Genomic DNA, 26,344 nt, shown 5'->3' on the forward strand with positions numbered 1-26,344 from the left:
CGCGGCAAGAGGCGGCCGATGGACGCACTTTCGCTCTTCGGGCTTGCCGCAGTCTCCTTCACCCTGCTGTGCTATGCCAAGGAATCGGGATCGCATTGGTGGACGTTCGGCTTCGCCGTTGGATGCTTGTTCGGATCGGCCTATGGCTTCCTGCAGGGGGCATGGCCGTTCGGGCTGGTCGAGCTGATCTGGTTCGTCGTCGCGCTGCGGCGCTGGATCGTGATGCGACGGGTGGCCGAGCCCCGGCCCTGACGCGGTCGCACTTCACGCATCGCAGGGGCGCATCACGCGGGCGGCGGAACCCGCGGCTTGACAGTTCGTTAGCGCGCGCCTAATTCGACCTCCCCGATACGACGGTTCCCGGCGGCGCTCTTTTGCGTTCGCCGTTATCGTGCGTTTCGGATCATCGCTAGGAGATGAGGGCCGTGCAGCCATGCCGGACCTCGTGGAGCAGGAGAACCAAGTTCATGGCACGTATCGCGGGTGTTAATATCCCGACCAACAAGCGCGTGGTGATCGCGCTGACCTATATTCACGGCATCGGTTCGACCAAGGCCAAGGAAATCGTCGCGAAGCTCGGCATTGCCGACACCGCACGAGTTCAGGACCTGACCGACCAGGAAGTGCTGCACATCCGTGAGGCGATCGACGCCGACTACACCGTCGAAGGCGATCTGCGTCGCCAAGTGTCGATGAACATCAAGCGCCTGATGGATCTCGCCTGCTATCGTGGTCTTCGTCACCGTAAGGGCCTGCCGGTCCGCGGCCAGCGTACGCACACCAATGCGCGCACCCGCAAGGGCAAGGCTAAGCCGATCGCCGGCAAGAAGAAGTAATCCGACTCAACACCGGATTACTCCGCCGGCGCTGGTCCCGAGGGACCGCCCGGCGTCACGCAGATACAGGTCAGGAAATACACCATGGCACGCGAACCTCAGCGCATTAAGCGGCGCGAGCGCAAGAACATCACCTCTGGCGTCGCACACGTGAATGCCAGCTTCAACAACACCATGATCACGATCACCGATGCCCAGGGCAACGCGATCTCGTGGTCGTCGGCCGGCGCAATGGGCTTCAAGGGCTCGCGCAAGTCGACTCCGTACGCGGCGCAGGTCGCAGCGGAAGACGCGGGCAAGAAGGCCGCCGAGCACGGCGTCCGGACGATCGAAGTCGAAGTGAAGGGCCCCGGTTCGGGCCGCGAGTCGGCACTGCGCGCGCTGCAGGCGGTCGGTTTCCAGATCACGTCGATCCGCGACGTGACCTCGATCCCGCACAACGGCGTTCGTCCTTCGAAGCGTCGTCGCGTCTGATTTCTCCGACGTTGCCCGTGCGCGGTTGATCGCGCGGCACGGGTGCATATTCATGGCCGGTGGACGTCCTGTCCGCCGGCCCCCAAATTAGGGGAAGCAAGTGTCTGTCAACGCAAAGAACTGGCAGGAACTCAAGAAGCCCAGCGGCCTGGAGAAAAAGGCCGGTGGCGACACCAAGCGCAAGGCGACCTTCATCGCCGAGCCGCTCGAGCGTGGCTTCGGCCTGACGCTCGGCAACGCGCTGCGTCGCGTGTTGCTTTCGTCGCTGCAGGGCGCGGCCGTGACCTCGATCAAGATCGAGAACGTGCTGCATGAGTTCTCGTCTCTGGCCGGCGTCCGCGAGGACGTGACCGACATCGTCCTCAACGTGAAGCAGATCGCGATCCGCATGCAAGGCGAGGGGCCCAAGCGCCTCCAGCTCTCGGCAACGGGTCCGGGTGAAGTCAAGGCCGGCGACATCGCCGTCTCGGGCGACATCGAGATCATGAACAAGGATCTCGTGATCTGCCATCTCGATGAGGGTGCGACGCTCAACATGGAGCTGACCGCCGACATCGGTAAGGGTTACGTGCCCGCGACCGCAAACCGCCCGGCCGACGCGCCGATCGGTCTGATCCCGGTCGATGCGCTCTACTCGCCGGTACGTCAGGTGTCGTACAAGGTCGACCCGACCCGCGTCGGTCAGGACCTGGATTACGACAAGCTGACGCTGACGATCGAAACCGACGGCACGATCACCCCGGAAGACGCAGTCGGCTATGCCGGTCGCATTCTCCAGGACCAGCTCGCGCTGTTCGTGCACTTCGACGATTCGTCGGTCACCCGTTCGTCGGCCCCGATCGGCCAGGCAGCACCCGCTGCCGGTGGTGCGGAGCCCGCAGGCGACACGCAGCAGATCAATCGGTACCTTCTCAAGAAGGTCGACGAGCTCGAGCTGTCGGTGCGTTCGGCGAACTGCCTCAAGAACGACAACATCATCTATATCGGCGATCTGGTCGGAAAGACCGAAGCCGAGATGCTGCGCACGCCTAACTTCGGCCGCAAGTCCTTGAACGAGATCAAGGAAGTGCTGTCGTCGATGGGTCTTCGCCTGGGCATGGAAATCCCGGGCTGGCCGCCTGAGAACATCGAAGAGATGGCCAAGAAGCTCGAGCAGGAAATCATGGGCTGATCTGGCACCGGGGCAGCCATGCTGCACCGGAGACCAGACAGCCCGGCCGGCGGGTCGGTTTCGACCGACCCGTTCGACGACACGGCTTTGCCGGGTCGCCACACGGCTGAAGACAAAATGGGCAAGGTGCGGGTTTCGTGATTGACGAAACCCGTCCTTGCCGTCTTTACGAAGGCAACGGTCGCCGGCCTTAACGGCGACCAGCTCCCGGGTACCTCATACGGCCCCTGAACGAACGAAAAGGTATTAAACATGCGCCATCGCGTAGGCGGCCGTAAGCTTCAGCGGACCTCGGCCCACCGTCTTGCTCTGTTCCGCAACATGAGCGCCGCGCTCATCAAGCACGAGCAGATCACCACCACCGTCGCCAAGGCGAAGGAACTGCGTCCTTACATCGAGAAGCTGATCACGCTCGCGAAGAAGGGTGGCCTGTCCAACCGTCGTCTCGCGCACGGCAAGCTGCTCGACGACGCCCAGCTGGTGAAGCTGTTCGACGTTCTGGCGACCCGTTATGCGGATCGCAACGGCGGCTATACCCGCGTCATCAAGGCCGGCATCCGCATGTCGGACGCCTCGCCGATGGCCGTCATCGAGTTCGTCGACCGCGACGTCTCGGCGAAGGGCCAGGATTCGGGTCCGGTGATGTCGGACGAGGATTACAACGAAGCGGCATAATTCCCGCCTCTCGTTAGTCGAATTGCAGGCCGCGTTTCCCATCCGGGAGGCGCGGCCTCTTTCGTTACGGGTTCCATCCGGCTATGCGCCCGACATGGAGCACCCAGACAGCATTCTCATCGTCGATTTCGGCAGCCAGGTAACCCAGCTGATCGCCCGCCGCGTGCGCGAGGCGGGCGTCTATAGCGAGATCGCCCCCTTCCAGTCCGCCGCGGCCGCGTTCGAACGGATGCAGCCAAAGGGGATCATCCTGTCGGGTGGCCCCGCCTCGGTCACGACCGAGAACAGCCCCCGGGTGCCGCAGCATTTCTTCGAGGCGGGGATCCCGATCCTCGGCATCTGCTACGGCCAGCAGGTCATGTCCGCACAGCTCGGCGGCAACGTGATCGTCTCGGGTGACGGCGGCGAATTCGGCAGCGCGTTCGTCGAGGTGAAGTCGCCTTGCGCGTTGTTCGACGGGCTGTGGGCCGAGGGCGAGCGGCATCAGGTCTGGATGAGCCATGGCGACAAGGTCGACACGATCCCGCCGGGCTTCACCCCCGTCGCGGTATCGACCGGTGCCCCCTATGCGATCGTCGCGGACGAGGCGCGGCGCTTCTACGGCGTGCAGTTCCACCCCGAGGTCGTCCACACGCCCGATGGCGGCAAGCTGATCGCGAACTTCGCGCGGCACGTCTGCGGTCTCAGCGGCGACTGGACGATGGCCGAGTTCCGCGAGACCAAGATCGCCGAGATCCGCGCGCAAGTGGGTAAGGGCAGGGTCATCTGCGGCCTGTCGGGCGGCGTCGATTCGGCGGTGGCGGCAGTTCTGATCCATGAGGCGATCGGCGAGCAGCTCACCTGCGTCTATGTCGATCACGGGCTGATGCGCGCGGGCGAGAGCGAGCAGGTCGTCAGCCTGTTCCGCGGCGCCTACAACATTCCGCTCATCCATGTGAACGTCGAGGAGCTGTTCCTCAGCGGCCTCGCCGGGATCACCGACCCCGAGCTGAAGCGCAAGTTCATCGGCAAGACCTTCATCGACGTGTTCGATGCCGAGGCCAAGAAACTGGGTGGGGCCGAGTTCCTGGCTCAGGGTACGCTCTATCCCGACGTGATCGAGAGCGTCAGCTTCACCGGCGGGCCGTCGGTAACGATCAAGAGCCACCACAATGTCGGCGGTCTGCCCGAGCGGATGAACATGAAGCTTGTCGAGCCCTTGCGTGAGCTGTTCAAGGACGAGGTCCGCGCGCTTGGTCGCGAGCTCGGGCTGCCGGAAATCTTCGTTGGCCGTCATCCGTTCCCCGGACCCGGCCTCGCGATCCGCATCCCCGGCGAAGTCACCAAGGAACGCTGCGACATCCTGCGCAAGGCGGATGCGATCTACCTCGAGGAAATCCGCGCGGCGGGGCTCTACGACACGATCTGGCAGGCGTTCGCGGTGCTGCTGCCCGTGCGCAGCGTCGGCGTGATGGGCGACGGTCGAACCTACGATAACGTCCTCGCCCTGCGCGCCGTGACCTCGACCGACGGGATGACCGCGCAGGCGTTCCAGTTCCCGGGAGATTTCCTGCCGCGCGTGGCGACCCGGATCATCAACGAGGTCAAGGGCATCAACCGCGTCACCTACGATTATACGTCGAAGCCACCCGGCACGATCGAGTGGGAGTGAGCCCCATGGGCGGCGTGCGCCTCTTCGCCTGAGCGGTTTCCCCGATTGCAGGATGGGCGCGGGTGCTCCATTCCCTCGTAGACAAGCAGGACCGGGGGAGAGCGGTGATGAGCATGCAGAGGGCGTCGACGGCGCTGGCGACCGTGATGACGTGTGTTGCCGCGATGGTCCCGGGCACAGGTGCGGCGCAGGGCGTGACGCCCGCGGTCCAGGTCGAGGGCGGGTCGGTGACCGGCACGACGGCCGCAGGCGTCGCGGTCTTCAAGGGCATAGCCTTTGCAGCGCCGCCGGTCGGCCCCTTGCGCTGGCGGGCGCCGCAGCCGGTGCAGAAATGGTCGGGCGTGCGCGCCGCGGACCGTTTCGGGCATGACTGCATGCAACTGCCCTTTCCGAGCGATGCGGCGCCGCTCGGCACGACGCCGGCGGAGGATTGTCTCGTCCTCAACGTCTGGCGTCCGGCGGCGTCAGCGGCGCCTAAACCCGTGCTGGTCTGGATCTATGGCGGCGGGTTCGTGAATGGCGGGTCGTCGCCTGCGGTCTATGACGGGTCGGCGTTCGCACGGCAGGACGTCGTGTTCGTCAGCTTCAACTACCGGCTCGGACGGTTCGGCTTTTTCGCGCATCCCGCGCTGAGCGCGGCGAACGAGGGACCGCTCGGCAACTATGCGCTGCTCGACCAGATTGCGGCGTTGCAATGGGTGCGGGCGAACATCGCAAAATTCGGGGGCGATCCGGCGCAGGTCACGCTGATGGGTGAATCGGCAGGGGGCGCTTCGGTTTTGAACCTGATGGCGTCACCGATGGCGAAGGGGCTGTTCGCGCGGGCGATCGTGATGTCGGGCGGCGGGCGGACATTGATCGGTGGCGTGCCGCTTCGCGGTGAGGCGGGCGGCAGGCCTTCGGCCGAGACGATCGGCGTCAACTTTGCGACGGCCCAGGGCATTACGGGACGATCTGATGCGGAAACGCTCGCGTCGCTTCGCGCCTTGCCCGCCGAGCAGGTGCGCGGCGAGTTGAACCTTGCCTATCGGGGCCCGGTGGATGTGCCGACCTATGCCGGCGGACCGATCGTCGATGGCCGCGTCGTGGTCGGCACGACCGACGGAGCGATGCGGCGGGGGACCGCGATGGCGGTACCGATGATGGTCGGGACCACCGATGCGGATATTGCGGGCTTTGGCGAGACGTCCAAGCAGGGGCTGTTCGCCAGCTTCGGTGCGCAGGCCGACGCCGCCCGCGCCGCCTATGATCCCGCGGGCGCGCAGGAACTTGCCGCGGTCGGTCCCGAGGTAGGACGCGACCGCCTGATGCACGAACCCGCGCGGCTCGTCGCGCAGGAGACGCAGCGCGCGGGGCAGCCCGCCTATCTCTATCGCTTCGGTTATGTCGCGCAATCGATGCGCAAGGACTGGTCGGGCGCGCCGCATGCCACGGACATCCCGTATTTCTTCGACACGGTTGCCGCGAAATACGGCGCGGCGCTGACCCCGCAGGATGCCCGCGCCGCGCAGCTCGCCAACCGCTATGTCGTCAATTTCGTGCGGAAGGGCGATCCTAACGCGCCGGGACTACCGCGCTGGCCGGCCTTCGACGCACGCCGGGGCGCCGTGCAGCTGCTGCAAGCCGATGCGAGCGCGATCAACGGCGTGGATCCGCTCAAGGCTCGGCTGGATGCGGTACAAGGGGCCGCCGACGCCGTGGTAGCAGGTCCCGAACTGCACTGAGGCACGCCGCGCAGCGCTCACGCACATAGCTCGTGCGTCCGTGTCTTCTGTCGCTCTCTGAAGGAATCGGCCCGCTCGAGAAAAGGGGATAACTCGTGCGGGCCGCAGTCCAGCGCCGACGCTGCTGTCTTGGGGAAGCGCGTCGGACAGATCGGATATGGGCGGAATGCCGCGATGTATCAAGACTTTTGAAAGGAAGGTGTGCTGACCGATTGCGGGACAGACCTGGAGATCGAGTTGCGATTCGGCGATCCCGATTGCGCTCTGTGTGGTCTGCACCGAACGATGCCGACAAAGCGGGGAGGGATGGTGCTGCGCGCCCCGCCGGCCCGTGTGACTGAAAACTGGCGGGGCGCTGAAGGTTACGCGATACTCGGCAACGCCTCTGCCCATGGCTTATGCCAAGCAGTCGTGAATTGAAAATGAACGGGGCGCCCCGCCCGTCCGTGCGACACTCTCGTATCCGGGCGGGGCGCCGAGGACGCGATGCCGTTTCGGCACTGCGTCGCTGACGACAAGCTAGCATTGGCGGCGAAACTTGACAGCACCGCTCGTCACGCCGCTGCCTCGTTTCGCCCGAAAATCTGCGCTAGGCGGGGGGCGCGGCCGTTCGGACGGGCCGGTGGTATCGGAGCGAAGGCATGCGGAGGATCGGGGCAACACTGGGGCTGATGCTCGTCGGCGCATGCCAGCAGACGGGCGATGGCCGGGATGCCGCCGCTGTGGAACGCCGGGTGGTGGTCGGGACGCTGACGGGCGACCCCGTGGCGGGTGCCCGCGTGTTCGTTCAGTGCAAGGCCTGCCACACGATCGGTGCGGACGCCCCCGATACCGACGGTCCCAATCTCTACGACGTGGTCGACGGCCCGGTCGCGCAACGCCGACCACGTTTTGCCTATACCGCGGCGTTGCAGGCGATGGGCGGGCGCTGGGATGCAGCGCGGCTCGATGCGTGGCTTCGGGCACCGCAGGGCCTGGTGCCGGGGACGACGATGCGCTTTGCCGGTCTGTCCGATGCGCAGCAGCGCGCCGACGTGATCGCCTATCTCGCGACCTATCGCCGAGACCGTTAGGAAATTGGCGCGCCCGGAGGGAGTCGAACCCCCGACCGAGGAGGTAGAAGCTCCTTGCTCTATCCAACTGAGCTACGGGCGCGCACGGCTTCCGATTAGCGTGCATTGCACGAGCTTGGAACCGTCATCATAACGACGTGATGAATATCGTGGATCACGACGCGCCCGAACCCGTGGTGGCCACTGCCATGCGCAGCGAACAGTTCCGCTATTTCGATTTCGTGATGGCGGCGTTCGTCACCATCCTGCTGCTGTCCAACGTCATCGGCGCGGGCAAGCGGGCGGTGATCGACCTGCCGTTCATCGGTGCCTGGCCGTTCGGCGCGGGGATCCTGTTCTTCCCGGTCAGCTATGTGATCGGCGACGTGCTGACCGAAGTCTACGGCTATGCGCGCGCGCGCCGCTGTATCTGGGCCGGGTTCGGCGCGATGCTCTTCATGGTGTTCATGTCGACGGTGGTCGTCGCGTTGCCGCCGGACGCGGGGTGGACGGGGCAGGCGGCGTATGAGTCGGTGTTCGGACAGGTGCCGCGGATCGTGCTGGCCTCGATATGCGCGTTCTGGGTGGGCGAGTTCGCCAACAGCTTCGTGCTCGCGCGGATGAAGATCTGGACCAAGGGGCGCATGCTGTGGACGCGGACGATCGGCAGCACGGTGGTGGGGCAGGCGTTCGACAGCCTGATCTTCTATCCGCTCGCCTTTTACGGCGCGCCCGACTGGCCGGTTGAAGCGATGCTGATGGTGATGGTCAGCCAGTTCGCGCTGAAGGTGTCGTGGGAGGTGCTGCTGACGCCGCTAACCTATGTCGCGGTGGGGTGGCTCAAGCGGCGCGAGGGGGTCGATGTGTATGACGAGGGGACGGACTTCTCGCCGTTCCGGACACGGGTGTGACACACATCCCCAACCGTTCGTGCTGAGCGAAATCGAAGCACCTGGGTCTCAGGCCCTTCGACTTCGCTCAGGGCGAACGGATGGGGTGGGGTGATGAACCCGATTAAGCGCTGACGGCTTCCATCAGGCCTTCGAACAGCCGCCGGCCATCCGTGCCGCCATGCGCCGCTTCGATCCGGCGTTCGGGGTGCGGCATCATGCCAAGTACGTTGCCCTTGTCGTTGAGCAGGCCGGCGATGTTGCGCGCCGATCCGTTGACGCTCTCGGCATAGCGGAAGGCGACGCGGCCTTCGCCCTCGAGGCGGTCGAGCGTCTCGGTGTCGGCAAAGTAATTGCCGTCGTGATGCGCGACCGGAAAGGAGACGCGTTCGCCGGCGCCATAGCCAGACGTGAAGCGGCTCGAAGACGTCTCGACGGTCAGCGCGACGTCACGGCAGACGAAGTTCAGCCCCTGGTTGCGCATCAGCGCGCCGGGCAGGAGCCCCGCCTCGGTCAGCACCTGGAAGCCGTTGCAGATCCCGAGCACGGGCAGGCCCTTGCCAGCCTGCTCGACGACTGCGCGCATGATCGGCGAGCGTGCGGCGATCGCGCCCGAGCGCAGGTAATCGCCGTAGGAGAAGCCGCCGGGCACCGCGACCAGCCCGACATCGCCCGGCAGGTCGGCGTCGCCGTGCCAGACCATGGTCGGCTTGACGCCGGTCACCGTTTCCAGCGCGACGGCGATGTCACGGTCGCAGTTGGAGCCGGGGAAGACGATGACCGCGGTCTTCATGCCTTCTCGACCCGGTAATTCTCGATCACCGTATTGGCGAGCAGCTTGCGGCACATGCCGTCGATCGTCGCGTCGTCGGTATTGTCGGCGACCTCCAGCTCGATCAGCTTGCCCTGGCGGACGTCCTGCACGCCGTCGAAGCCGAGGCTGCCGAGTGCGTGATGGATGGCGCGGCCCTGCGGATCGAGCACGCCGGGCTTGAGTGTCACGAAAACCTTGAGTTTCATTTACTTGCCCCGGTTCTTGCGATGCTTTTCGAGGTCGAGGACCGAATTGTCGCCACCTTCGGGCAACAGGCCAAGACGGCGTGCAACCTCCTGATAGGCCTCGACTTCGCCGCCGAGATCGCGGCGGAAGCGGTCCTTGTCCATCTTCTCGTTGGTTTCCATGTCCCACAGGCGGCAGCCATCGGGGCTGATCTCGTCCGCGAGGATGATGCGGCCATAGTCGTTGTCGAAGATGCGGCCGAATTCGAGCTTGAAGTCGACGAGGCGGATGCCGACGCCGGCGAACAGCCCGCACAGGAAATCGTTCACGCGGATCGCGAGGTCGGCGATGTCGTGCATCTCCTCCTGGCTCGCCCAGCCGAACGCGGCGATATGCTCGTCGGAGATCATCGGATCGCCGAGCGCATCGTCCTTGTAGTAATATTCGATGATCGTGCGGGGCAGCTTGGTGCCCTCCTCGATCCCGAGGCGCTTCGAGATCGAACCCGCGGCGACGTTGCGCACGACGACCTCGATCGGGACGATCTCGACCTGGCGGATCAGCTGCTCGCGCATGTTGAGCCGACGGATGAAGTGCGTCGGCACGCCGATATGATCGAGCAGCGTGAAGATGTGCTCGGAAATCCGGTTGTTGAGCACGCCCTTGCCGTTGATCGTGCCCTTTTTCTGGGCATTGAACGCGGTCGCGTCGTCCTTGAAATACTGGATCAGCGTGCCGGGCTCGGGACCCTCGTAGAGGATCTTGGCCTTGCCTTCGTAGATCTGGCGGCGGCGAGCCATGCGCGGTCCCCTGAAAATTGAGCGGCCCCGACCCCCACGATAATCTTCGCGGAGCCGAGGCCGGAATAGGCCGCGCCTATAGGCGAAGGGCGCGGGCGGTGCAATCGGATCGGCGTGCCGGTGTGAACGGAATGCAGGGCTGTCGATGCTATCCGGCGACTTCGGGAAGCGGCTGGTCCACCGGCGCCGCCCGGGCGGGGCGGGCCGGGGTCAGTCGGCGAACGAGACCGAGCAGCGGTTTCTCGACCAGCAGATGGGCGAGCAGGCCGATGATGATCGCGATGATGACGATCAGGACCACGACGGGTTGCTGCGGCAGTCGGCTGACCGCGGGAATCTTCACCAGCCATCCATAGCCCATCATCACGAAGGCGTGGGTGAGATACAGCGCATAGGAGGCATCACCAAGCAGAACGAGGAACCGCGCCACCGCGGTGCGTGGTGCGCCGATCGTCAAGACGCTGGCGACGACGACGACTGCGGGAAGGCCCCACGCCGCGATGCGCGGCAGTTCGGGCAGGCTGGTGGTGGCGTCGTGCGCGACGAACAGCGGCACGACGGCCATAACCGCCATTGCGACAAGTGCCATGACGGGCGGCACGGGCCAGGCCCGTTCGCGGCGAGTCCAGGCGGCATAGCCATATCCCAGGACGAGGCCGAAGCAGAATTCGAGCGATAGCGGGCTTGCGAGAAACTTGGCGGTGGCGGTCGCAGGCATCAGCGATCCCGCGACCTGCAGGCACAGGATCGCCGCGATCGTCGCGATCACCGATAGCGTCGCCGAGCGCGCCCAGAGCGTGGCCGCGAAGAGAAGGTAGAAATACATTTCAAAGACAAGCGTCCACGCGGTTCCGAGCAGCGCATTGCCCGGCAGCAGGATCAGCGCGCCGGCGATCGTCCGTGCGGGATAATGGTTGGAAGCAAGGAATCCCATCGCCGAGATCGTCAGGACGGCGAGGCAGCACAACCAGTAGAAGGGGTAGATGCGGGTGGCGCGGCGAAACAGGAAGGTCCCGGGTGTCGGCGGGCCGCGGCGATCCCTGAACGTGACGTGGAACATGATGAAGCCGCTGATGACGAAGAATATGTCGACGCCCGATGCGCCCGATGTCGTCAGCCAGTCGGGGCTGAACTTTCCGATCGCACCCCCCGACTCCTCCAGCGCGTGATGGACGACGACGGCCAGCGCCGCGATCGCGCGCAGCATCTGTACGCCGTATAATTCGACATGACCCGACTGTTTGATTGTCACTGTTACGCCCCCGCGGCGCGACGCTCCCCATGCGCCGCGCCTATCGGCTAACAGATCGTACAGTGAAAGTCAGGGCTGGTTCGTCGGACGTGAAGCCGCGTTATTTTACAACTCTTGGCCGTTAGCGAAGGATGCTGTTCTCAGGTAACGGCAAGTCGTTCCGAATACTGCGGATTCTGCCATTCTCCGGTTTCGACGATCTTTTTCAGCATCTCGCCCGCGCACCAGACGTCTTCATGACTGAGATAGAGCGGGGTCAGGCCGAGGCGGAGGATGTCGGGGTCGCGGAAGTCGCCGATGACGCCGTGCGCGATGAGCGCCTGCGTGATCGCATGGGCATGGGGGTGGCGGAAGCTGATATGGCTGCCGCGCTGGGCGGGATCGCGCGGACTGACGCAGTCGAGGCCGAGCGCGTCGCCGGCGGCGGCGAGGATGTCGAACAGACGCGCGCTCTTGGCGGCGACGGCGTGCTGGTCGATATCGGCCCAGAGGTCGAGCGCGGTTTCGAGCGCGGCGGTCGACAGCATCGCGGGCGTGCCCGCGAGCCAGCGCTTCATCCCCGGCGCGGGGCGATAGGCGTCCTCGAACGCGAAGGGCGCGGCGTGGCCCATCCAGCCGGACAGCGGGCTGGCGAGCCTGTCCTGCCAGCGCGTCGCGACATAGATAAAGGCGGGCGCGCCGGGGCCGCCGTTGAGATATTTATACGTGCAGCCGACCGCCAGATCGGCGTCGGCGCCGTTCAGGTCGATCGGCACCGCGCCGACGCTGTGGCTGAGGTCCCAGAGCATCAACGCGCCGGCATCGTGCGCGCGGGCGGTCCACGCGGTCATGTCGAACCGCTCGCCGGTCTTGTAGTGGACATGGGTGAGCAGCAGCACCGCGGTGTCCTCGTCGAGCGCCTCTGCGAGATCCGCGCGCGCGACCACCTTCAGCCGGGCGCCGGGGACGCAGGCGACCGCGCCCTCGGCGATATGGAGGTCGGTCGGGAAATTGCCGGCCTCGCTCAGCACCGTGTGGCGGTCGGGGTTGGCGCGTAACGCCGCGACCAGCGCTTTGAACAGATGCGTCGAGGTCGTGTCGCCGATGATCACCTCGTCCGCGGCGGCGCCGATCAGCGGGGCGATCTTCGCGCCGATCCGCTGCGGTGCGTCGATCCAGCCCTCGTTCCAGCTGCGGATCAGCCGATCGCCCCATTGGCGGGTCGCGACGTCGGCGAGCGCGGCGGGCGTCGCCTTGGGAAGCGCGCCGAGTGAATTGCCGTCGAGATAGATCACGCCTTCCGGCAGCGCGAACTGCTCCCGGTACGCTGCCAGAGGATCGGCGGCGTCAAGCGCGCGGACTTCGTCGAGGGTCATGGTCGGGCCTTTGTCGATACGGGCGGGTTCAGGGTCATTTCAGGGCAGCCGCGATCAGCCGTTTCGCGTCGGCCCAGGCCGCTGTCTCGGGTGCGACGAGTTCGACATGGCCGGTCGCCGGGATGGTGTGGAGGACGGCGGTGTCGCCTGCGGCTTTCGCCCTGGCGACATAATCGGTGGCGAAGGGGAAGGGGATGATCCGGTCCTCGCGACCGTTGACGAGGTCCTGCGCGATGCCGAGCGGGAGGAGGCGCGGCACCGATGTGTCGGCGTACACATCCGCACGGGCCGCGCTGGGCGTCCCGACGAGCTTGGCGACGACCTCCGTGCCGCAGCCATTGGCGGGGGTGGCCGCCGTCGCCTCAAGATCGGGCAACCCGCCGAGGCTGATGACATGGTCGATGTGCAGCGGCGCGCTGCTGTGGAGCGGGCTGGCAGCAGGAAGCTTCGCGCGGGCGGCGAGCCAGAGCGCGAGATGGCCGCCGGCGGAATGGCCGATCGCGACGATGCGGCGCGTGTCGAGACTGAAGGTCGCCGCGTTCGCAGTGAGCGCGTCGGTCGCCTTCGCCGCGTCCTCGAACGTCCCCGGATAACCCCCGCCGGCGCGGTCGACGCCGCGATAATCGATGTTCCAGACCGCGATGCCGTTCTTGCGAAGATCGTCCGCGACCCAGTTCATCAGGCTGCGATCGGCGATGCTCGTCGTCCAGCAGCCGCCATGGACCATCACCACGACCGGGAAGGGGCCTTTGCCCTTCGGCCGCCAGACATCGACCTTCTGCATCTGGTCGGGACCATAGGCGATGGTCGCGTCTGGGCTGGGCTTCGGGCGTTTGACGAGGTCGGGCCAGGTCAGGAGCTTGGGTGCGGGCGGTTCGGCGGTCACCGGTGTGGAGATGGCGGCGAGCGCAAGAAAGGCAAGGCGGATCATGGGGTTGCGGGGCCTTTCGGGGAGCAGGTGACGAACGCAGCAGCGGTCATGGTCTGACGGTGGCGGACGTTGCGGGTGGACGCAATATCGGTGGGAGGCTTGGCTCGTGGGTCCTGATGTTCGTCAGGGTGACGGGCAGGGGATGAGGACCGGGCGGCCTGGTCGGGGTGTTGAGAACAACAGTGGAACCTTTGGGCCGCGCTTGCTATCCACAAGGCAACTATGGTCACCGATTTCAAAGATCCCTTCGATTCCATCGTCGACGCCCCCTTCGACAGCGCGCTGAGCGAGCGGTATCTCGTCTATGCGCTCTCGACGATCACCGCGCGGTCGCTGCCCGATGTGCGCGACGGGATGAAGCCGGTGCACCGGCGGCTGCTCTGGGCGATGCGTCTGCTGAAGCTCGATCCGAGCCAGGGCTACAAGAAATGCGCGCGCGTCGTCGGCGACGTGATCGGCAAATATCATCCGCATGGCGACCAGTCGGTCTATGACGCGATGGTCCGGCTCGCGCAGACCTTCTCGCTGCGCTATCCGCTGGTCGACGGGCAGGGCAATTTCGGCAATATCGACGGGGATAACGCCGCCGCGTACCGCTATACCGAGGCACGGCTGACACAGGTCGCGGTCGACCTGATGGACGGGCTCGACGAGGATGCGGCCAATCTTCGCCCGACCTACAATGGCGAGGACGAGGAGCCCGAGCTGTTCCCCGGCATGTTCCCCAATCTGCTTGCCAATGGCGCGAGCGGGATCGCGGTCGGGATGGCGACGAGCATCCCGCCGCACAATGCCGCCGAACTGATCGAGGCGGCGATCCTGCTGGTCGATCAGCCCGATGCCGACAATGACGCGATCCTGGCGCATGTGACGGGGCCGGACTTTCCGACCGGCGGGCTGGTCGTCGATCCGCCAGCGGTGATCCGCGAATCCTATGCCAGCGGGCGCGGCGGGTTCCGGGTGCGCGCGCGCTGGGAAATCGAGCGCGAAAAGGGCGGGATGTGGACGCTGATCGTGTCCGAGATCCCGTATGGCGTGCAGAAGGGCAAGCTGATCGAGCAGATCGCCGACCTGATCAACGCCAAGCGCCTGCCGATCCTGGCGGACGTGCGCGACGAATCGGACGCCGAAATCCGCATCGTGCTGGAGCCGCGGAGCCGGACGGTCGATCCGCAGGTGCTGATGGACGGGCTGTTCCGGCTGACCGATCTCGAGACGCGGGTCAGCCTCAACCTTAACGTGCTCGACAAGGATCGCACGCCGCGCGTGATGTCGCTGCGCGAGGCATTGTCGGCCTGGGTCGAGCATCAGTTCGTCGTGCTGACGCGGCGGACCCAGCACCGGCTGGAGAAGATCGCCGACCGGATCGAACTGCTCGACGGCTATCTGATCGCCTATCTCAATCTCGACCGCGTGATCGAGATCATCCGCACCGAGGACGAGCCGAAAAAGGTGATGATCGCCGAGTTCAACCTGACTGATCGTCAGGCGGAGGCGATCCTGAACATGCGGCTGCGGTCGCTTCGCCGGCTCGAAGAGTTCGAGATCAAGACCGAACGCGACAAGCTCGATAAGGAACAGGCGACGCTGACCGCGTTGCTCGCCGATCCCAAGCTGCAGAAGAAGCGGATGAAGGCGGACCTGCGCAAGATCCGCGACCGCTATGGCGCCGAGACGCTGCTCGGCAAGCGGCGCACGACGATCGAGGAGGCGGCGCCGACTCGCGACATTCCGCTTGAGGCGATGATCGAGCGCGAGCCGATCACGGTGATCCTGTCGCAGCGCGGCTGGATCCGGGCGATGCGCGGGCATAATGATCTGGCGAGCCCCGAGGCGCTGAAGTTCAAGGAGGGCGATGGCCCGGCCTTCGCCTTCCATGCGCAGACGACCGACAAGCTGTTGCTGGCGGCGGAGAATGGGCGATTCTTCACGCTGGCGGCGGACAAGCTGCCGGGCGGGCGCGGCTTTGGCGAGCCGGTGCGCGCGATGATCGACCTCGACGGCAGCGTCGGGATCGTCGCGTTGTTGCCGGCGGCGCGGCAGGCCAAGCTGATGGTCGCGGCGACCGATGGCCGCGCGTTCATCGCGACCGCAGCGGACGTGATCGCGGAGACGCGCAAGGGCAAGACGGTGATGACGCCGCGGATCGGCGAGAAGGTGAAGCTGGTCCGTCCGGTCGACCCCGCGGACGATTATGTCGCGGCGATCGGCGACAACCGCAAGCTGCTGGTGTTTCCGATCAACGAGCTGGTCGAGATGAATCGCGGGCAGGGGGTGCAGCTCCAGCGTTACCGCGATGGCGGGCTGGCGGATGCGATCACCTTCGTCTTCGCCAACGGCTTGAGCTGGGCGATGGGCGGCGAAACCAAGCGCACGCGGACCGAGGCGGATCTGGGGCCGTGGCGTACGGCGCGCGGCGCGGCCGGGCGGATGCCCCCCACAGGTTTTCCCCGCGACAACCGATTCGGCTGAAATTCGTCTATGCTAAGGCGATGCGTGCTGACCATCGCGATCTGGCTCCAGGGTAAACCGGGGGCCAGCGGCCGGGTCGTTACAGACTGGTGCCGGGCTGTCTGAACCGGCGTTGAAATAATCGTACTCGTTTTGGGTCTTTTGTAAATTTCACGCGGCCTTAACGAAGCCGGGTTAGGCAGGACTATGGAATGGGTTCTTCACGAGGCCGAACAACCGGCAACCGTCTCGGCTGAACTCGTCGCGCGGGGCCTCGAGCTGAGCCCGATTCCGATGGTCCACCTGACGCTCGAGAACGGTGGGCTCGAGCTGTTCGCGATGAACCGGGCCTATCGCCTCGCCGGGCTGGGCGTCGTCGCGACGCGGTCGCCGATGATCGCCGATCTGGGCGATCGGATCATCGCCTTTCTGCTGACGTCGCAGACCCGACTCGACTTCGACTGGGCCTTTGGCGACACGATCGATTGCCGGCATTACCGGGTGACGATCGCGCGGAGCAGCGCAGCGATCCACGACCGGTGCACGCTGAGCTTCGTCGACCGGACCTCGCAGATCCATACCGAACGCAGCATGCGGCGCGAGATGACCACTGACAGCCTGACCGGGCTGCTCAACCGCGAAGGGTTCGAGGATCTGGTCGAGGCGGTCGAGGATCACGCCGCGCGCGCGGTCCTGGCGATCGATATTGACCGGTTCGGGCGGCTGAACGCGTGCCTGGGATCGCTGGTCGGCGACGAGATGCTGATCACCGTCGCGCGGCGGATCAAGGGCGCGCTGCGGGTGCGCGATACGCTGGCGCGGGTCGGCGGCGGGCAGTTTGCGGTGCTGATGACGATCGACGAGGATCCCGCAGAGGCACTGCGTCTCGCCGACCGGATTCAGCGCGCGCTGATCGCGCCGTTCCGCCTGACCGATTACGAGATCCGGGTCGAATGCTCGATCGGCATCGCCTATGGCCGGGATGAGACCGGCGACACCGCCGAGATGATCCGCCACGCGCAGTTCGCGGTAAAGCGCGGCAAGGCGACGGGGCGGACCGAATGCTATCAGCGCCAGGAATTCGTGATCGCGCGCGAACAGTTCGGCATGGAGACCGCGCTGCGTCGCGCGATCGAGAATGACCGGCTGCGGCTCGCCTATCAGCCGATCTGCGATCTTGCGACCGGGCGTATCGTCGCGTTCGAGGCGCTGGCGCGGTGGACCGACGAGGATGGTCGCGAGATCCCGCCGACACAGTTCATTCCGGTTGCCGAGGAATCGGGGCTGATCGTTCCACTGGGGCGCTGGGCGATCGATGCGGCGGCGCGGACGCTGGCGGCGTGGGACGTACGTGCCGGCGGGCATTGCGGCGTTCGCGTCGCGGTGAACCTGTCCGCGATCCAGCTGCAGCGCGACGCGATCGCGCCGGTGGTCGAGTCGGCGCTGTCTCGCTCGCGGCTCGGCGGCGATCGGTTCACACTCGAATTGACCGAAAGCGCGATCGTGTCCGACCCGGACCGGATCGCGCAGGCGATGCATGCGCTGAAGGATCTCGGCACGACACTCGCCATGGACGATTTCGGGACCGGCTATTCCAATCTCGCCTATCTCCAGAAACTGCCGATCGATGTGCTGAAGATCGACCGGAGCTTCGTGACGGGGATGCTGGCGGACCGCGACAAGGTGTCGATCGTCCGCGCGATCCTCAGTCTCGCGCAGGCGCTTAACATGCAGACGACCGCGGAGGGGATCGAGACGGGCGACTTGGCCCAGACGCTCGCGGCGCTCGGATGCACCTATGGCCAAGGCTATGTCTTCGCGCGGCCGCTCGAGGCGGCTCAGGCGTTCGAGTCGATCTTCAGCCGGGTCCCGATCCTGGCCTGAAGGCTCAGGCGAGCGTTTCGGTGACCGCCTTGTCTGCGATCGCATCGACCCGGGCCTGATCGGGAAAGCCCTCCGCGATCCACTGAGTCTCGATCCGCCGACGCATTGCGGCGACGTCGGGGCCCTTTCGCAGGCCGCGTTCGACCAGCGCGCCGCCGCTGATCGGAAATGCCGGCGGCGACCAGTCGGCAATCGGCGCGACGTCTGCACCTGCAATCAGCAACCGGTCGATCGCGCCAGCCACGCCGTGGCGATAGGCGAGTGCGCGAGGACCCTCCTCGCCAATCCCCTGCGTCGCCGCGACGACGCGTTTGCGATTGGTGTTCGACAGTTTTAGCCGTGCAGCGACCACATCGCCGTCGCGGGCGGGGATCAGTGCGGCCAGACGCCGGATCGGATCGGGCGCAATGCCGGCGGCATGTTCGTGATCGACCAGCGTGGCCAGCCGGTCGACCCCGGCGGCGTCGATCTCGGGCAGCACCGCGCGCCAGATGCCGCGCTCGACCATCAGCGCGATCACCGCAACGGCGCGCGCCGCGACGAGAAGCTTGAGCAGTTCGGCGGCGATCCGCTCGCGGGACAGCGCCATCAGGTCGTTCGCGCGGGCGGTGCACGCATCGAGGCCGGCGGCGTCGATCTCGCTGCCGAACCGCGCGTGAAAGCGGAAGAAGCGCAGGATCCGCAGATGATCCTCCGCAATCCGCTGCAAGGGATCGCCGATGAAGCGAACACGTCCTGCCGAAAGATCGTCCAGTCCGCCGAAATAGTCGAAGATCTCGCCGCTGTCGGGATCGGCATAGAGCGCGTTGATCGTGAAATCGCGGCGCGCCGCATCCTCGCGCCAGTCATCGGTATAGGCGATCGTCGCATGCCGCCCATCGGTCGCGACATCGCGGCGCAGCGTCGTGATCTCGACCGTTCCCCCCTCGGTCACCGCGGTGATCGTGCCATGCGCGAGCCCGGTCGGTACCGCGCGGATCCGCGCATCCTCGAGCCGTTCGAGCACCTCCTGCGGGGGAAGGCTCGTCGCGATGTCGATGTCGATCGCGCCGGTATCGGCTGGTGCCAGGCCGAGGAGCGTGTCGCGCACCGCCCCGCCGACGAACCGCGACTGCGCCGACGCGCGGCCCAGCACGGCGGTCAGCGCGGCGAGTCCGGGGCGCGTCCGCCAGGCGGCATCGGGAAGGCTCATGCCCATTGCAGTCGTCGCCTCAGATTGACGATCATCGCCGCGGTCGCGCCCCAGATGCGGCGGTCGTTCCAGATGATCTCGTAATAATGCCGCTCATGGCCCTGCCACTCGACGCTGGCTTCGACATGATTGCCCGAATCGAGCAGGAATTCGAGCGGAACCTCGAACACGTTCGCCACCTCCGCCTCGCTCGGGTGAAGCACCAGGTCGGGGGGGATGACGCCGATCACCGGCGTCACCTGAAAACCGGTGACGGTGCGATAGGTATCGGCCTGGCCAATGACGGTCACGCGGTCGCGCGGCAACGCGATCTCTTCCTCGGCCTCGCGCAGCGCGGCGGTGACGATATCCTCGCCGGGATCGATCCGGCCGCCGGGAAAGGCGATCTGGCCCGCATGCTTGCGCATCGTCTCGGTACGCTGGGTCAGGATCACCCCGGGTTCGGCACGATCGGTCACCGCGATCAGAACCGCCGCGGGCAGCAGCGTATCGCCGGGCGGCAGATCGATATCGTCACGGTCGCCGGTCAGCAGGATCATGCCCGGCTCGACACCCCGCGACAGCGCGCTGCGCAGCCGATCGGCGAGCGTCACGCGGCGATGTCTTCGGGCGACGGCATCGCGGGTTCGAGCGGGAAGAACTGGCCGTCGCTCCACAGCCCAACCGGCGACTCGCCGCCCGCGATCGCGCGGTCGGCGAGCTCGTAATAGACCGGGCGTGCGACCACCGCCTCCATCCCGCCGCGGACCATCAGATAGGGTCGCGGGCCGTCTTCATCCTCGACGAAGCGGATCGGGTGCGCGGCGCCCGCGGTGACGAGATCGCCGGTGTTGAGCCGGAAGGTCAGCCTGGTCGCCGGACCCTCGCCATCGATCTTCACCTCGACCGCGACGAACGGGACGTCCTCGACGACGATGTCGAGCTTCTCGACCGGGGTAACCAGGACATAGCCGCCCGAGGGCTCGCGCCTGAGGATCGTCGAGAAGAGCCGGACCATCGCCTCGCGGCCGATCGGCGTGCCCTGATGATACCAGGTCCCGTCGCGCGCGATCCGCATCTCGCTGTCGCCACAATGCGACGGATTCCATTTGTCGACCGGCGGCAGTTTCTGCTCGTCGGCGAGCCGGGCGATTTCGGCGAGGCTCAGCGAGGCAAGATCGGGGAGGGGGTCCATAGGCATGAGCGCGAGGTAGGGTGCGCATGGCCTCTCGTAAAGTCTCGCGGCAGGCGAAGCGCCAGGCCGCGCTGCGGCGTCGTCAGCCGGCTGCGCCTGGGCGCGGGCCAAGCATTCCAGCGTCGTCGGGTACGGCCCCCCCTAGTGCAAGAAGCCGGTGACGTTCGACCGGACCCGGTGCCTGCCACGCGGCTGTGCGGTCAGCGGAAAAGCCGAAGAACCGGCCATAATAGTCCGGATCGCCGATCAGCATCAGCGCGTCGCCCAGATCGCTCGCCGCAGCGACCTCGAGCGCGCGCGCTACCAGCGCCCGGCCAATGCCGTCGCCCTGATGCCCCGGCGCGACCGCGACCGGGCCGACCATCACCAGCGGCAGCGCCGCCTGCGCGGTCATGAGTGCGATCGGCCAGCACTGGATCGAGCCCAGCAGCACGTCGCCCGACACGGCGGCGAAGCTGAGCGAAGGGATCGCGATTCTATCGCCGCGGATCATATAGGCGGTCCGGCCATGACGATCCTGCCCGAACGCGCGGTCGAGCAGCGCCTCGACCTCGGCATCCGGGACGGCGTTCAAGGGGACGAGTTCGAACACCGGCTTCTCCAGCGCCGGCGCAGGAACGTCCGGGGCCGCGCGCTTTACGCAGCACGTCGCCGAACGCAAGCGGAACCGGCGCAACGCCGCGTCCGCCCCGGGCCTTCCCTACGGTCGCGGCTCTGCTAGAGCGCGGCGATGCAAGACAGTCTTCAGCTCGAAGTGCACGACATGGAAGTGCAGGTGCTCACCGGAATCTATTCGGAGGAGACGCATCTGCCCCAGCCGCTGCGGATTTCGCTCACCGTCGATCTCACCTGCCCGAGCCGGTTCGACCCCGACACGCCCTTGTCGGCGTCGAAAAACTATCTCGATCTGAAACATGCCGCGACCACGGCCCTGCCGACGGGCGTGCATTTCACGCTGATCGAGGCGGTCGCCGACCATATCTGCGAGACGCTGTTCCTGCAGGATGCGCGTGTTCAGCGGGTCGCGGTGAAGATCGTCAAGCTGGCGATCGCCGAAGCGGGCGAGGCGATCGGCGTAACGCTCGTGCGACATCGTCGGTGAGATCGTGCGGCTGATCCTGAGCGAGCGTGACGATATCGCGGCGTGCGTGCGCGATGCGCGCCCGCGACTGGGCACCGACGACAGCCTGGTCGTCGTGATTCGCGAAAGCGGCGATTCGCTTTTTGCCGCCCAGGCCCGCGCCGCGATCGCGCCGCTCGCGATCGAGGCGGCGCCGGTGACACGAATCAACGCCGTCCTGTCCCATAATGGGGCGCGGGCAGCCGATGTCGAGGCGGCGATCAGCTACCTAGAGACCGCCCTGTCGACGACCGGGCAGATCCTTGAGATCCGCTGAGCGGACCCTTGATCGGCGGTCCGGTCAGCGCTGCGGGCTGCGTCCGCAGGGGCCGAGCGCACGCAGAACGAACTGATAATCCTCACGCGCGATCACCGCATCGGTGACTGCCATCGACGCGACGCTGCGATCGGGCATGGCGGCCGGAAGCGCGCAGGCTAGCCGGTACCACAACAGCGAACCACGCGGCGGGGGGGCTGCGGCCTCGTCGACGATCTCGCTCAGCGCAACCGCCCAGCGGGGTTGCTCGCCGGGCCGCCGGAGGATCGACAGCGAGACGGGGCGCTGATCCGAAGTGGTCAGGAAGATCTGCGTTTCGCCTTCGCCGGGCAGGGCGCCCGGCACGTGAAAGGCGTTGCCGATCCCGGTGATGACGGGCGGCGCGTCGGCGGCGAGCACCTCGCGGGCGATGCGGCGGACCTGCGCGTCGAGTGCCGGCGTCCAGTCGCGTTGCGCGTCGCGCGCGACGAGCTGGATCTGGGCGGTCGATGTTCCGGCGGTACGTGCAAACAGCAGCACGCGCGCCTTTTTCAGCTTTGGCAGTCGACCGTTGGAATCCGGTGCAACATCAAGCAGATAGCCGAGTCTTGGGGCCACACCACCACTGCCGCGAATCAGCGCGGTCACGTCGGCCTCGACATAGAACCGGACGAGCCCGGGTGCGACATCCGCCGCCTCTGCGCCCTTGATCCGCGCGGTCGAGCGAATCGTCGCGTCGGCGATCACCGGCGCGGCGAGAACGAGATCCGCGAGGTCCGCATAGCCCGCGCCCTGGTCGGGCGCCGCGGGCTGCGCCGGACCCGTGCCAGCCGCTCCAGCGGGCGCTGCATCGCGCGCGCCTTCCCATTGCCGATCAAGCTGTTCGGGGGTCAGCGTCGTCGAGTCGCCGGCGCTGTTTTGCTGCGGCGCGGTCGGCACGGATTGCGGCGGGGGGGCCGTCTGCGCAACGATCGGGGCTGCCGCGATGACGGCGAACAGGGTCATGAGCGGTGGGATGGAACGTGGGGATATCATCGCCATGGGCTACGCGATGGCGCATGAACGTTACAGAAATAAAATTGCCATCATACGCTTGTACGTTTGTTGCGTCCGACAAAGCGTTTGCGTGTCGCATGGCGTGGCGATAGACATTGCGCACTGCCGCGTGGAATTTTTGCTTCACGGCACACGTTTGCGTTGCGCCTGCCCCCATGCGCGACTGCGTGAAGGCAGACAGAATAAGGGAGTGTCGTTGCTGAATGGCCTATGTTGACCAGAAGATGTCCTCAGGCAAAATCGTCGCGATCGTCATCGTCGCGCTGATTCATGCTGCCTTGGGCTATGCTTTCGTCACCGGCCTCGCGTTTCAATACGTGAAAAAGGCCACCGAAAAGTTAAACACGTTCGACGTGGAGCCGCCGCCACCGCCGCCTCCGCCCGACGAGCCCCCGCCGCCGCCGCCTGACCAGCCCAACCTGCCGCCGCCGCCGACCACCGTCGTCGTGCCGCCGCCGGTCGTTGTTACGCCGTCGCCCGCTCCGGCGATCACGACGTCGAACATCATCCCGCTGAGCCAGCCAACGGCACCGCCGGCGCCTCCCGCGCCGCCAGCGCCGCCGGCCCCGCCAGCAGCACCGACGGTCAGCAAGGCCGCGGGCGCCAAGGGTAATCCGGCTACGTGGGTGAGCCAGGACGACTATCCGCCGAGCGCGATCCGTGCCGGCGAACAGGGTGCGGTCGCGATGCGCTGGGACATTAATGCCCAGGGTCGTGTCGAGAACTGCACCGTGACGTCGTCGAGCGGTTCGCCTGCTCTCGATCGGGCAGCCTGTGCTGCGATGACGCGACGTGGTCGCTACTCGCCGGCGCTCGATCAGGCCGGGAACCCGATGCGTTCGAGTGCGACGCAGCGTATCCGGTGGACGTTGCCGGAAAATTAATCTGCGTCTCGGCGCACTTAGACCAACGAATCTTAAGAGGATCATCCGACCATGTTCACCACTATCCTTGCCGCGGCGGCGCCCGCAGCAGCCGAAGCCAACCCGTACGGCCTCGAAGCGGCACTTCGCGAAGGCGGTCTCATCTCCCAGACCGTGTTCGGCATTCTGGTGCTGATGTCGGTGGTTTCGTTCTACATCCTGTTCTCCAAGCTGTTCGAGCAGCAGAAGATTATCGGCCAGGGCAAGCGCGTTCGTCAGGCCTTCTGGTCGTCGAACAGCCTTCGCGAAGGTTCGGCCAAGCTCGAGAAGAACTCGGCCTACAAGCAGATCGTCGACGACGGCCTGGCCGCTCAGGAGCAGCATTCGAAGCTGACCGATCCGGTCGAGGCGCATGACTGGCTGCACGGTTCGCTCGCGCGTTCGGAAGCTGCGATCAACTCGAAGCTGGGTGGCGGTCTCGCCTTCCTCGCAACGGTCGGTTCGGTTTCGCCGTTCATCGGTCTGTTCGGTACGGTTATCGGCATCTACCGCGCACTCGTGAAGATCGGTGCATCGGGTCAGGCATCGATCGACAAGGTCGCAGGGCCGGTCGGTGAAGCACTGATCATGACCGCACTGGGTCTCGTCGTCGCGGTTCCTGCCGTGCTGTCGTACAACTGGCTGCAGCGTCGCAACAAGTCGATCGCAGAGGACCTGTCGGCCTTCTCGAACGACGTGCTCGGCTTCCTGGCATCGAACGGCGCCGTGCGTCCGATCACCGCTTCGGGCGTCAAGCCGGTTGTGGCCAAGCCTGCCACGGCGACCACGACTGCCGGTCAGACCGGTGGCGTGCCGCGCGCTAACTAAGACGCGAGAAAGGCGGGGCTGCCGTTCGCGGCAGCTCCGCTTCCTTCCCGCCGGCGGTGCCGGTGGCGATAAAAGAATAGGATAGTTCGCACATGGCGATGAGTGTTGGTGGCGATTCCACCGAGAAATCGATATCGGACATCAATACGACGCCGCTGGTCGACGTCATGCTCGTGCTCCTGATCATCTTTCTGGTGACGACGACCGTCGCGGTCCAGGCGGTGCAGCTGAAGCTCCCCGAGGTCAAATTTGATCCGACCACGACCAAGCCCGAAAATGTCTCGCTGTCGGTGACGACAAATGGCGATGGCAGCTGTGCAGTGTATTGGAACATGACCCCGGTCACCTCGACCGAGCTCCTCGATCGCGCGGTCGCCAAGCTGAAGACCGAGATCGATCGTCAGGGTGGCGTGAATGCCGCAGGTCTTGAGCTGCCCGAGGCGCATATTCGCGGCGACGTGAACACGCCGTACAAGTGCATCGGCGGCACGATCTACACGATGCAGCGCGCCGGCTTCGCCCGCGTCGGCTTCATCTCCGAGCCGCCCCCCGGCGGCACCACCGAACGCTGACGATCGCTCGGACGTATTTAGGAGTAGTATAGAATGGCAATGGGCGGCGGCAAAGAAGATGACGGGCCGATGATGGAAATGAACATGACGCCGTTGATCGACGTCCTGCTCGTTCTCCTCATCATGTTCATCATCACGATCCCGATCCAGACGCACGCGGTCAAGGTTGACCTTCCGGTCAACAGCAAGAACCCGCCGCAGAACCCGATCGACCCCGAGAAGAACAAGATCTCGATCGACGCATCGGGCACGGTGGCCTGGAACGGGTCGCCGGTCGACGAGGTGACGCTGCGCCAGTATCTGGACCAGACCGCGGGCATGAACCCCGAGCCGGAACTTCACTTCCAGCCGGACCCGCAGGCGCGGTACGAAGTCGTCGATCGCACGCTGGCCGTCGTGAAGCGGTCTTCGATCACGAAGCTCGGCTTCATCGGTAACGAGCAGTATCGCAACGACTTCTAAGTCACGCGACACGATCGATACGATGCCAGGGGCGGTCCGCAAGGGCCGCCCCTTTTGCATGTCCGACGTCCATGACACTGGGGGCGAAAAGAGCGTCGGCATACCGCGCGCGCACCTCACGGCCTTACCAGGGCGATATCCGTAAAAATGCCATATTGCGCTCCAGTCATCGAAGTGACACAACAGTGTCACAAAAGTGAAACCTTTCGACTCAGAAGGGCGATGGAGACGGGATGATGCGCAAATTCGGCTTTGTAGTTCTTGCCCTTGTCGGCGCGGCAGCACCGGCGCTCGCGGCGGATCAGAATGGCTATCAGGCGATCGTGTCGGGCGATCTGGCCGCGGCCGAACGTCATATTCTGGCGGAACAGGCGGTCTATCCGGGTCGCCCCGAACTGATGCTCAACCTTGCCGCGGTTTATCGCCGGACGGGCCGCGAGGCGGACGCACGGGCGCTGTACAAGCGCGTACTCGAACGCCGCGACATCGCGATAGACCTTCCCTCGGGTGCGGTGGCCTCGTCGCATGACCTGGCACGGCGCGCGCTCGGCGTGGCCCCGGTGCAGATCGCCACGCGCTAAACGAAGGCCGTCGCGCTCGTCCGGCGCCGGTTCTGTGGTTGCGGTAGTGAGGCAG

General features: G+C 65.9%; 29 protein-coding genes and 1 tRNA gene. 18 read left to right on the forward strand and 12 right to left on the reverse strand.

What is annotated here, in order from left to right; all coding sequences use genetic code 11:
• The first annotated feature begins 18 nt into the window (after positions 1-18).
• From sphst_RS08490 to sphst_RS08525, 8 genes are all read left to right on the forward strand, one after another.
• Positions 19-252, forward strand: coding sequence for a hypothetical protein (locus sphst_RS08490; RefSeq protein WP_031395239.1), 234 nt, complete (start codon positions 19-21; stop codon positions 250-252).
• Positions 253-467: 215 nt separating this feature from the next.
• A complete protein-coding gene (rpsM, locus tag sphst_RS08495) occupies positions 468-836 on the forward strand; it encodes a 30S ribosomal protein S13 (protein ID WP_031395238.1) in 369 nt (122 codons plus the stop codon).
• A gap of 84 nt (positions 837-920) precedes the next feature.
• Positions 921-1,310 (forward strand): 30S ribosomal protein S11, encoded by a 390-nt coding sequence (rpsK, locus tag sphst_RS08500; protein ID WP_031395237.1) that lies wholly within the window; start codon positions 921-923, stop codon positions 1,308-1,310.
• A 100-nt stretch (positions 1,311-1,410) separates the two neighbouring features.
• A complete protein-coding gene (locus tag sphst_RS08505; RefSeq protein ID WP_031395236.1) occupies positions 1,411-2,481 on the forward strand; it encodes a DNA-directed RNA polymerase subunit alpha in 1,071 nt (356 codons plus the stop codon).
• A 252-nt stretch (positions 2,482-2,733) separates the two neighbouring features.
• Entirely contained in the window at positions 2,734-3,156 is a 423-nt protein-coding gene (gene rplQ / locus sphst_RS08510) for a 50S ribosomal protein L17 (protein ID WP_031395235.1), read from the forward strand.
• Between the two features lie 94 nt (positions 3,157-3,250).
• Positions 3,251-4,807, forward strand: coding sequence for a glutamine-hydrolyzing GMP synthase (gene guaA / locus sphst_RS08515; RefSeq protein WP_107045396.1), 1,557 nt, complete (start codon positions 3,251-3,253; stop codon positions 4,805-4,807).
• 107 nt (positions 4,808-4,914) lie between these two features.
• Positions 4,915-6,531, forward strand: coding sequence for a carboxylesterase/lipase family protein (locus sphst_RS08520; RefSeq protein ID WP_107045397.1), 1,617 nt, complete (start codon positions 4,915-4,917; stop codon positions 6,529-6,531).
• Between the two features lie 641 nt (positions 6,532-7,172).
• A complete protein-coding gene (locus sphst_RS08525; protein ID WP_107045398.1) occupies positions 7,173-7,604 on the forward strand; it encodes a c-type cytochrome in 432 nt (143 codons plus the stop codon).
• A 5-nt stretch (positions 7,605-7,609) separates the two neighbouring features.
• On the opposite strand, the gene sphst_RS08530 is transcribed toward sphst_RS08525, so the two are convergent.
• A tRNA-Arg gene (locus sphst_RS08530) sits at positions 7,610-7,686 on the reverse strand.
• A 106-nt stretch (positions 7,687-7,792) separates the two neighbouring features.
• Here sphst_RS08530 and sphst_RS08535 point away from each other — a divergent pair.
• On the forward strand, positions 7,793-8,494 hold the full coding sequence (locus sphst_RS08535; protein WP_051916672.1) for a queuosine precursor transporter: 702 nt from the start codon (positions 7,793-7,795) through the stop codon (positions 8,492-8,494).
• Positions 8,495-8,597: 103 nt separating this feature from the next.
• On the opposite strand, the gene purQ is transcribed toward sphst_RS08535, so the two are convergent.
• The 6 genes from purQ to sphst_RS08565 all read right to left on the reverse strand — a co-directional run bounded on the left by purQ (position 8,598) and on the right by sphst_RS08565 (position 13,811).
• Positions 8,598-9,266, reverse strand: coding sequence for a phosphoribosylformylglycinamidine synthase subunit PurQ (purQ, locus tag sphst_RS08540; protein ID WP_031396308.1), 669 nt, complete (start codon positions 9,264-9,266; stop codon positions 8,598-8,600).
• Positions 9,263-9,493, reverse strand: coding sequence for a phosphoribosylformylglycinamidine synthase subunit PurS (purS, locus tag sphst_RS08545; RefSeq protein ID WP_031396309.1), 231 nt, complete (start codon positions 9,491-9,493; stop codon positions 9,263-9,265). Before purS ends, purQ begins: the two co-directional genes overlap by 4 nt.
• On the reverse strand, positions 9,494-10,273 hold the full coding sequence (gene purC / locus sphst_RS08550) for a phosphoribosylaminoimidazolesuccinocarboxamide synthase (RefSeq protein WP_031396310.1): 780 nt from the start codon (positions 10,271-10,273) through the stop codon (positions 9,494-9,496).
• A gap of 148 nt (positions 10,274-10,421) precedes the next feature.
• Positions 10,422-11,525 carry an acyltransferase family protein gene (locus tag sphst_RS08555; protein ID WP_156360329.1) on the reverse strand — a complete coding sequence of 368 codons (1,104 nt, stop codon included), beginning with the start codon at positions 11,523-11,525 and terminating at the stop codon, positions 10,422-10,424.
• Positions 11,526-11,665: 140 nt separating this feature from the next.
• Positions 11,666-12,880: a kynureninase gene (gene kynU / locus sphst_RS08560; RefSeq protein WP_056406244.1), complete on the reverse strand. Its 1,215-nt coding sequence runs from the start codon at positions 12,878-12,880 to the stop codon at positions 11,666-11,668.
• 34 nt (positions 12,881-12,914) lie between these two features.
• On the reverse strand, positions 12,915-13,811 hold the full coding sequence (locus sphst_RS08565) for an alpha/beta hydrolase (RefSeq protein WP_082446785.1): 897 nt from the start codon (positions 13,809-13,811) through the stop codon (positions 12,915-12,917).
• 222 nt (positions 13,812-14,033) lie between these two features.
• Here sphst_RS08565 and parC point away from each other — a divergent pair, with 222 nt between their 5' ends.
• Both parC and sphst_RS08575 read left to right on the forward strand, forming a co-directional pair.
• On the forward strand, positions 14,034-16,283 hold the full coding sequence (gene parC, locus sphst_RS08570) for a DNA topoisomerase IV subunit A (protein WP_031396316.1): 2,250 nt from the start codon (positions 14,034-14,036) through the stop codon (positions 16,281-16,283).
• 186 nt (positions 16,284-16,469) lie between these two features.
• Positions 16,470-18,146 (forward strand): putative bifunctional diguanylate cyclase/phosphodiesterase, encoded by a 1,677-nt coding sequence (locus sphst_RS08575; protein ID WP_037530078.1) that lies wholly within the window; start codon positions 16,470-16,472, stop codon positions 18,144-18,146.
• A gap of 4 nt (positions 18,147-18,150) precedes the next feature.
• Here sphst_RS08575 and sphst_RS08580 read toward each other — a convergent pair whose 3' ends face one another.
• The 4 genes from sphst_RS08580 to sphst_RS08595 all read right to left on the reverse strand — a co-directional run bounded on the left by sphst_RS08580 (position 18,151) and on the right by sphst_RS08595 (position 21,104).
• Positions 18,151-19,344, reverse strand: a complete 1,194-nt coding sequence (locus tag sphst_RS08580) for a CCA tRNA nucleotidyltransferase (RefSeq protein WP_107045399.1) — start codon at positions 19,342-19,344, stop codon at positions 18,151-18,153.
• Positions 19,335-19,931, reverse strand: a complete 597-nt coding sequence (locus sphst_RS08585; RefSeq protein ID WP_031395196.1) for a CoA pyrophosphatase — start codon at positions 19,929-19,931, stop codon at positions 19,335-19,337. The genes sphst_RS08580 and sphst_RS08585 overlap by 10 nt, the downstream gene beginning before the upstream one ends.
• Positions 19,928-20,518 carry a DUF1285 domain-containing protein gene (locus sphst_RS08590; RefSeq protein ID WP_081877670.1) on the reverse strand — a complete coding sequence of 197 codons (591 nt, stop codon included), beginning with the start codon at positions 20,516-20,518 and terminating at the stop codon, positions 19,928-19,930. Before sphst_RS08590 ends, sphst_RS08585 begins: the two co-directional genes overlap by 4 nt.
• A 76-nt stretch (positions 20,519-20,594) precedes the next feature.
• Positions 20,595-21,104: a GNAT family N-acetyltransferase gene (locus sphst_RS08595; RefSeq protein WP_031395198.1), complete on the reverse strand. Its 510-nt coding sequence runs from the start codon at positions 21,102-21,104 to the stop codon at positions 20,595-20,597.
• Between the two features lie 138 nt (positions 21,105-21,242).
• Between sphst_RS08595 and sphst_RS08600 the strand changes: the two genes are divergently transcribed.
• Entirely contained in the window at positions 21,243-21,614 is a 372-nt protein-coding gene (locus sphst_RS08600) for a dihydroneopterin aldolase (protein ID WP_031395199.1), read from the forward strand.
• 4 nt (positions 21,615-21,618) lie between these two features.
• The gene (locus tag sphst_RS08605; protein WP_031395200.1) at positions 21,619-21,909 is read left to right on the forward strand and encodes a Rossmann fold domain-containing protein; all 291 of its coding nucleotides are present in this window, start codon (positions 21,619-21,621) and stop codon (positions 21,907-21,909) included.
• 24 nt (positions 21,910-21,933) lie between these two features.
• Here the strand turns inward: sphst_RS08605 and sphst_RS08610 are convergent, their stop codons facing one another.
• Positions 21,934-22,893 carry a hypothetical protein gene (locus tag sphst_RS08610; RefSeq protein WP_234387513.1) on the reverse strand — a complete coding sequence of 320 codons (960 nt, stop codon included), beginning with the start codon at positions 22,891-22,893 and terminating at the stop codon, positions 21,934-21,936.
• A 254-nt stretch (positions 22,894-23,147) separates the two neighbouring features.
• Between sphst_RS08610 and sphst_RS08615 the strand changes: the two genes are divergently transcribed.
• The 5 genes from sphst_RS08615 to sphst_RS08635 all read left to right on the forward strand — a co-directional run bounded on the left by sphst_RS08615 (position 23,148) and on the right by sphst_RS08635 (position 26,289).
• Positions 23,148-23,828, forward strand: a complete 681-nt coding sequence (locus tag sphst_RS08615) for an energy transducer TonB (RefSeq protein WP_056406249.1) — start codon at positions 23,148-23,150, stop codon at positions 23,826-23,828.
• Between the two features lie 51 nt (positions 23,829-23,879).
• The gene (locus sphst_RS08620) at positions 23,880-24,674 is read left to right on the forward strand and encodes a MotA/TolQ/ExbB proton channel family protein (RefSeq protein ID WP_031395815.1); all 795 of its coding nucleotides are present in this window, start codon (positions 23,880-23,882) and stop codon (positions 24,672-24,674) included.
• A 92-nt stretch (positions 24,675-24,766) separates the two neighbouring features.
• Positions 24,767-25,246 (forward strand): ExbD/TolR family protein, encoded by a 480-nt coding sequence (locus sphst_RS08625; protein WP_031395816.1) that lies wholly within the window; start codon positions 24,767-24,769, stop codon positions 25,244-25,246.
• A 33-nt stretch (positions 25,247-25,279) separates the two neighbouring features.
• Positions 25,280-25,708: an ExbD/TolR family protein gene (locus sphst_RS08630; protein WP_031395817.1), complete on the forward strand. Its 429-nt coding sequence runs from the start codon at positions 25,280-25,282 to the stop codon at positions 25,706-25,708.
• A 233-nt stretch (positions 25,709-25,941) separates the two neighbouring features.
• The gene (locus sphst_RS08635) at positions 25,942-26,289 is read left to right on the forward strand and encodes a tetratricopeptide repeat protein (protein WP_234387514.1); all 348 of its coding nucleotides are present in this window, start codon (positions 25,942-25,944) and stop codon (positions 26,287-26,289) included.
• Positions 26,290-26,344: the final 55 nt, after the last annotated feature.

It is taken from the genome of Sphingomonas sp. STIS6.2 (genome assembly GCF_000732685.2).
GTDB lineage: Bacteria > Pseudomonadota > Alphaproteobacteria > Sphingomonadales > Sphingomonadaceae > Sphingomonas > Sphingomonas aerolata.

Excerpts from the sequence above, each read along its gene's own strand:
- sphst_RS08625 (WP_031395816.1), top strand. The coding sequence starts at position 24,767 with ATGGCGATGAGTGTTGGTGGCGATTCCACCGAGAAATCGATATCGGAC.
- sphst_RS08525 (WP_107045398.1), top strand. The coding sequence starts at position 7,173 with ATGCGGAGGATCGGGGCAACACTGGGGCTGATGCTCGTCGGCGCATGC.
- purQ (WP_031396308.1), bottom strand. The coding sequence starts at position 9,266 with ATGAAGACCGCGGTCATCGTCTTCCCCGGCTCCAACTGCGACCGTGAC.
- sphst_RS08615 (WP_056406249.1), top strand. The coding sequence starts at position 23,148 with ATGGCCTATGTTGACCAGAAGATGTCCTCAGGCAAAATCGTCGCGATC.
- sphst_RS08565 (WP_082446785.1), bottom strand. The coding sequence starts at position 13,811 with ATGATCCGCCTTGCCTTTCTTGCGCTCGCCGCCATCTCCACACCGGTG.
- sphst_RS08520 (WP_107045397.1), top strand. The coding sequence starts at position 4,915 with ATGAGCATGCAGAGGGCGTCGACGGCGCTGGCGACCGTGATGACGTGT.
- sphst_RS08620 (WP_031395815.1), top strand. The coding sequence starts at position 23,880 with ATGTTCACCACTATCCTTGCCGCGGCGGCGCCCGCAGCAGCCGAAGCC.
- rpsK (WP_031395237.1), top strand. The coding sequence starts at position 921 with ATGGCACGCGAACCTCAGCGCATTAAGCGGCGCGAGCGCAAGAACATC.
- rpsM (WP_031395238.1), top strand. The coding sequence starts at position 468 with ATGGCACGTATCGCGGGTGTTAATATCCCGACCAACAAGCGCGTGGTG.
- purS (WP_031396309.1), bottom strand. The coding sequence starts at position 9,493 with ATGAAACTCAAGGTTTTCGTGACACTCAAGCCCGGCGTGCTCGATCCG.
- sphst_RS08490 (WP_031395239.1), top strand. The coding sequence starts at position 19 with ATGGACGCACTTTCGCTCTTCGGGCTTGCCGCAGTCTCCTTCACCCTG.
- sphst_RS08610 (WP_234387513.1), bottom strand. The coding sequence starts at position 22,893 with ATGACCCTGTTCGCCGTCATCGCGGCAGCCCCGATCGTTGCGCAGACG.
- purC (WP_031396310.1), bottom strand. The coding sequence starts at position 10,273 with ATGGCTCGCCGCCGCCAGATCTACGAAGGCAAGGCCAAGATCCTCTAC.
- kynU (WP_056406244.1), bottom strand. The coding sequence starts at position 12,880 with ATGACCCTCGACGAAGTCCGCGCGCTTGACGCCGCCGATCCTCTGGCA.
- parC (WP_031396316.1), top strand. The coding sequence starts at position 14,034 with ATGGTCACCGATTTCAAAGATCCCTTCGATTCCATCGTCGACGCCCCC.
- sphst_RS08635 (WP_234387514.1), top strand. The coding sequence starts at position 25,942 with ATGATGCGCAAATTCGGCTTTGTAGTTCTTGCCCTTGTCGGCGCGGCA.
- sphst_RS08575 (WP_037530078.1), top strand. The coding sequence starts at position 16,470 with ATGGAATGGGTTCTTCACGAGGCCGAACAACCGGCAACCGTCTCGGCT.
- sphst_RS08630 (WP_031395817.1), top strand. The coding sequence starts at position 25,280 with ATGGCAATGGGCGGCGGCAAAGAAGATGACGGGCCGATGATGGAAATG.
- sphst_RS08580 (WP_107045399.1), bottom strand. The coding sequence starts at position 19,344 with ATGGGCATGAGCCTTCCCGATGCCGCCTGGCGGACGCGCCCCGGACTC.
- guaA (WP_107045396.1), top strand. The coding sequence starts at position 3,251 with ATGGAGCACCCAGACAGCATTCTCATCGTCGATTTCGGCAGCCAGGTA.
- sphst_RS08600 (WP_031395199.1), top strand. The coding sequence starts at position 21,243 with ATGCAAGACAGTCTTCAGCTCGAAGTGCACGACATGGAAGTGCAGGTG.
- sphst_RS08590 (WP_081877670.1), bottom strand. The coding sequence starts at position 20,518 with ATGCCTATGGACCCCCTCCCCGATCTTGCCTCGCTGAGCCTCGCCGAA.
- sphst_RS08535 (WP_051916672.1), top strand. The coding sequence starts at position 7,793 with ATGCGCAGCGAACAGTTCCGCTATTTCGATTTCGTGATGGCGGCGTTC.
- rplQ (WP_031395235.1), top strand. The coding sequence starts at position 2,734 with ATGCGCCATCGCGTAGGCGGCCGTAAGCTTCAGCGGACCTCGGCCCAC.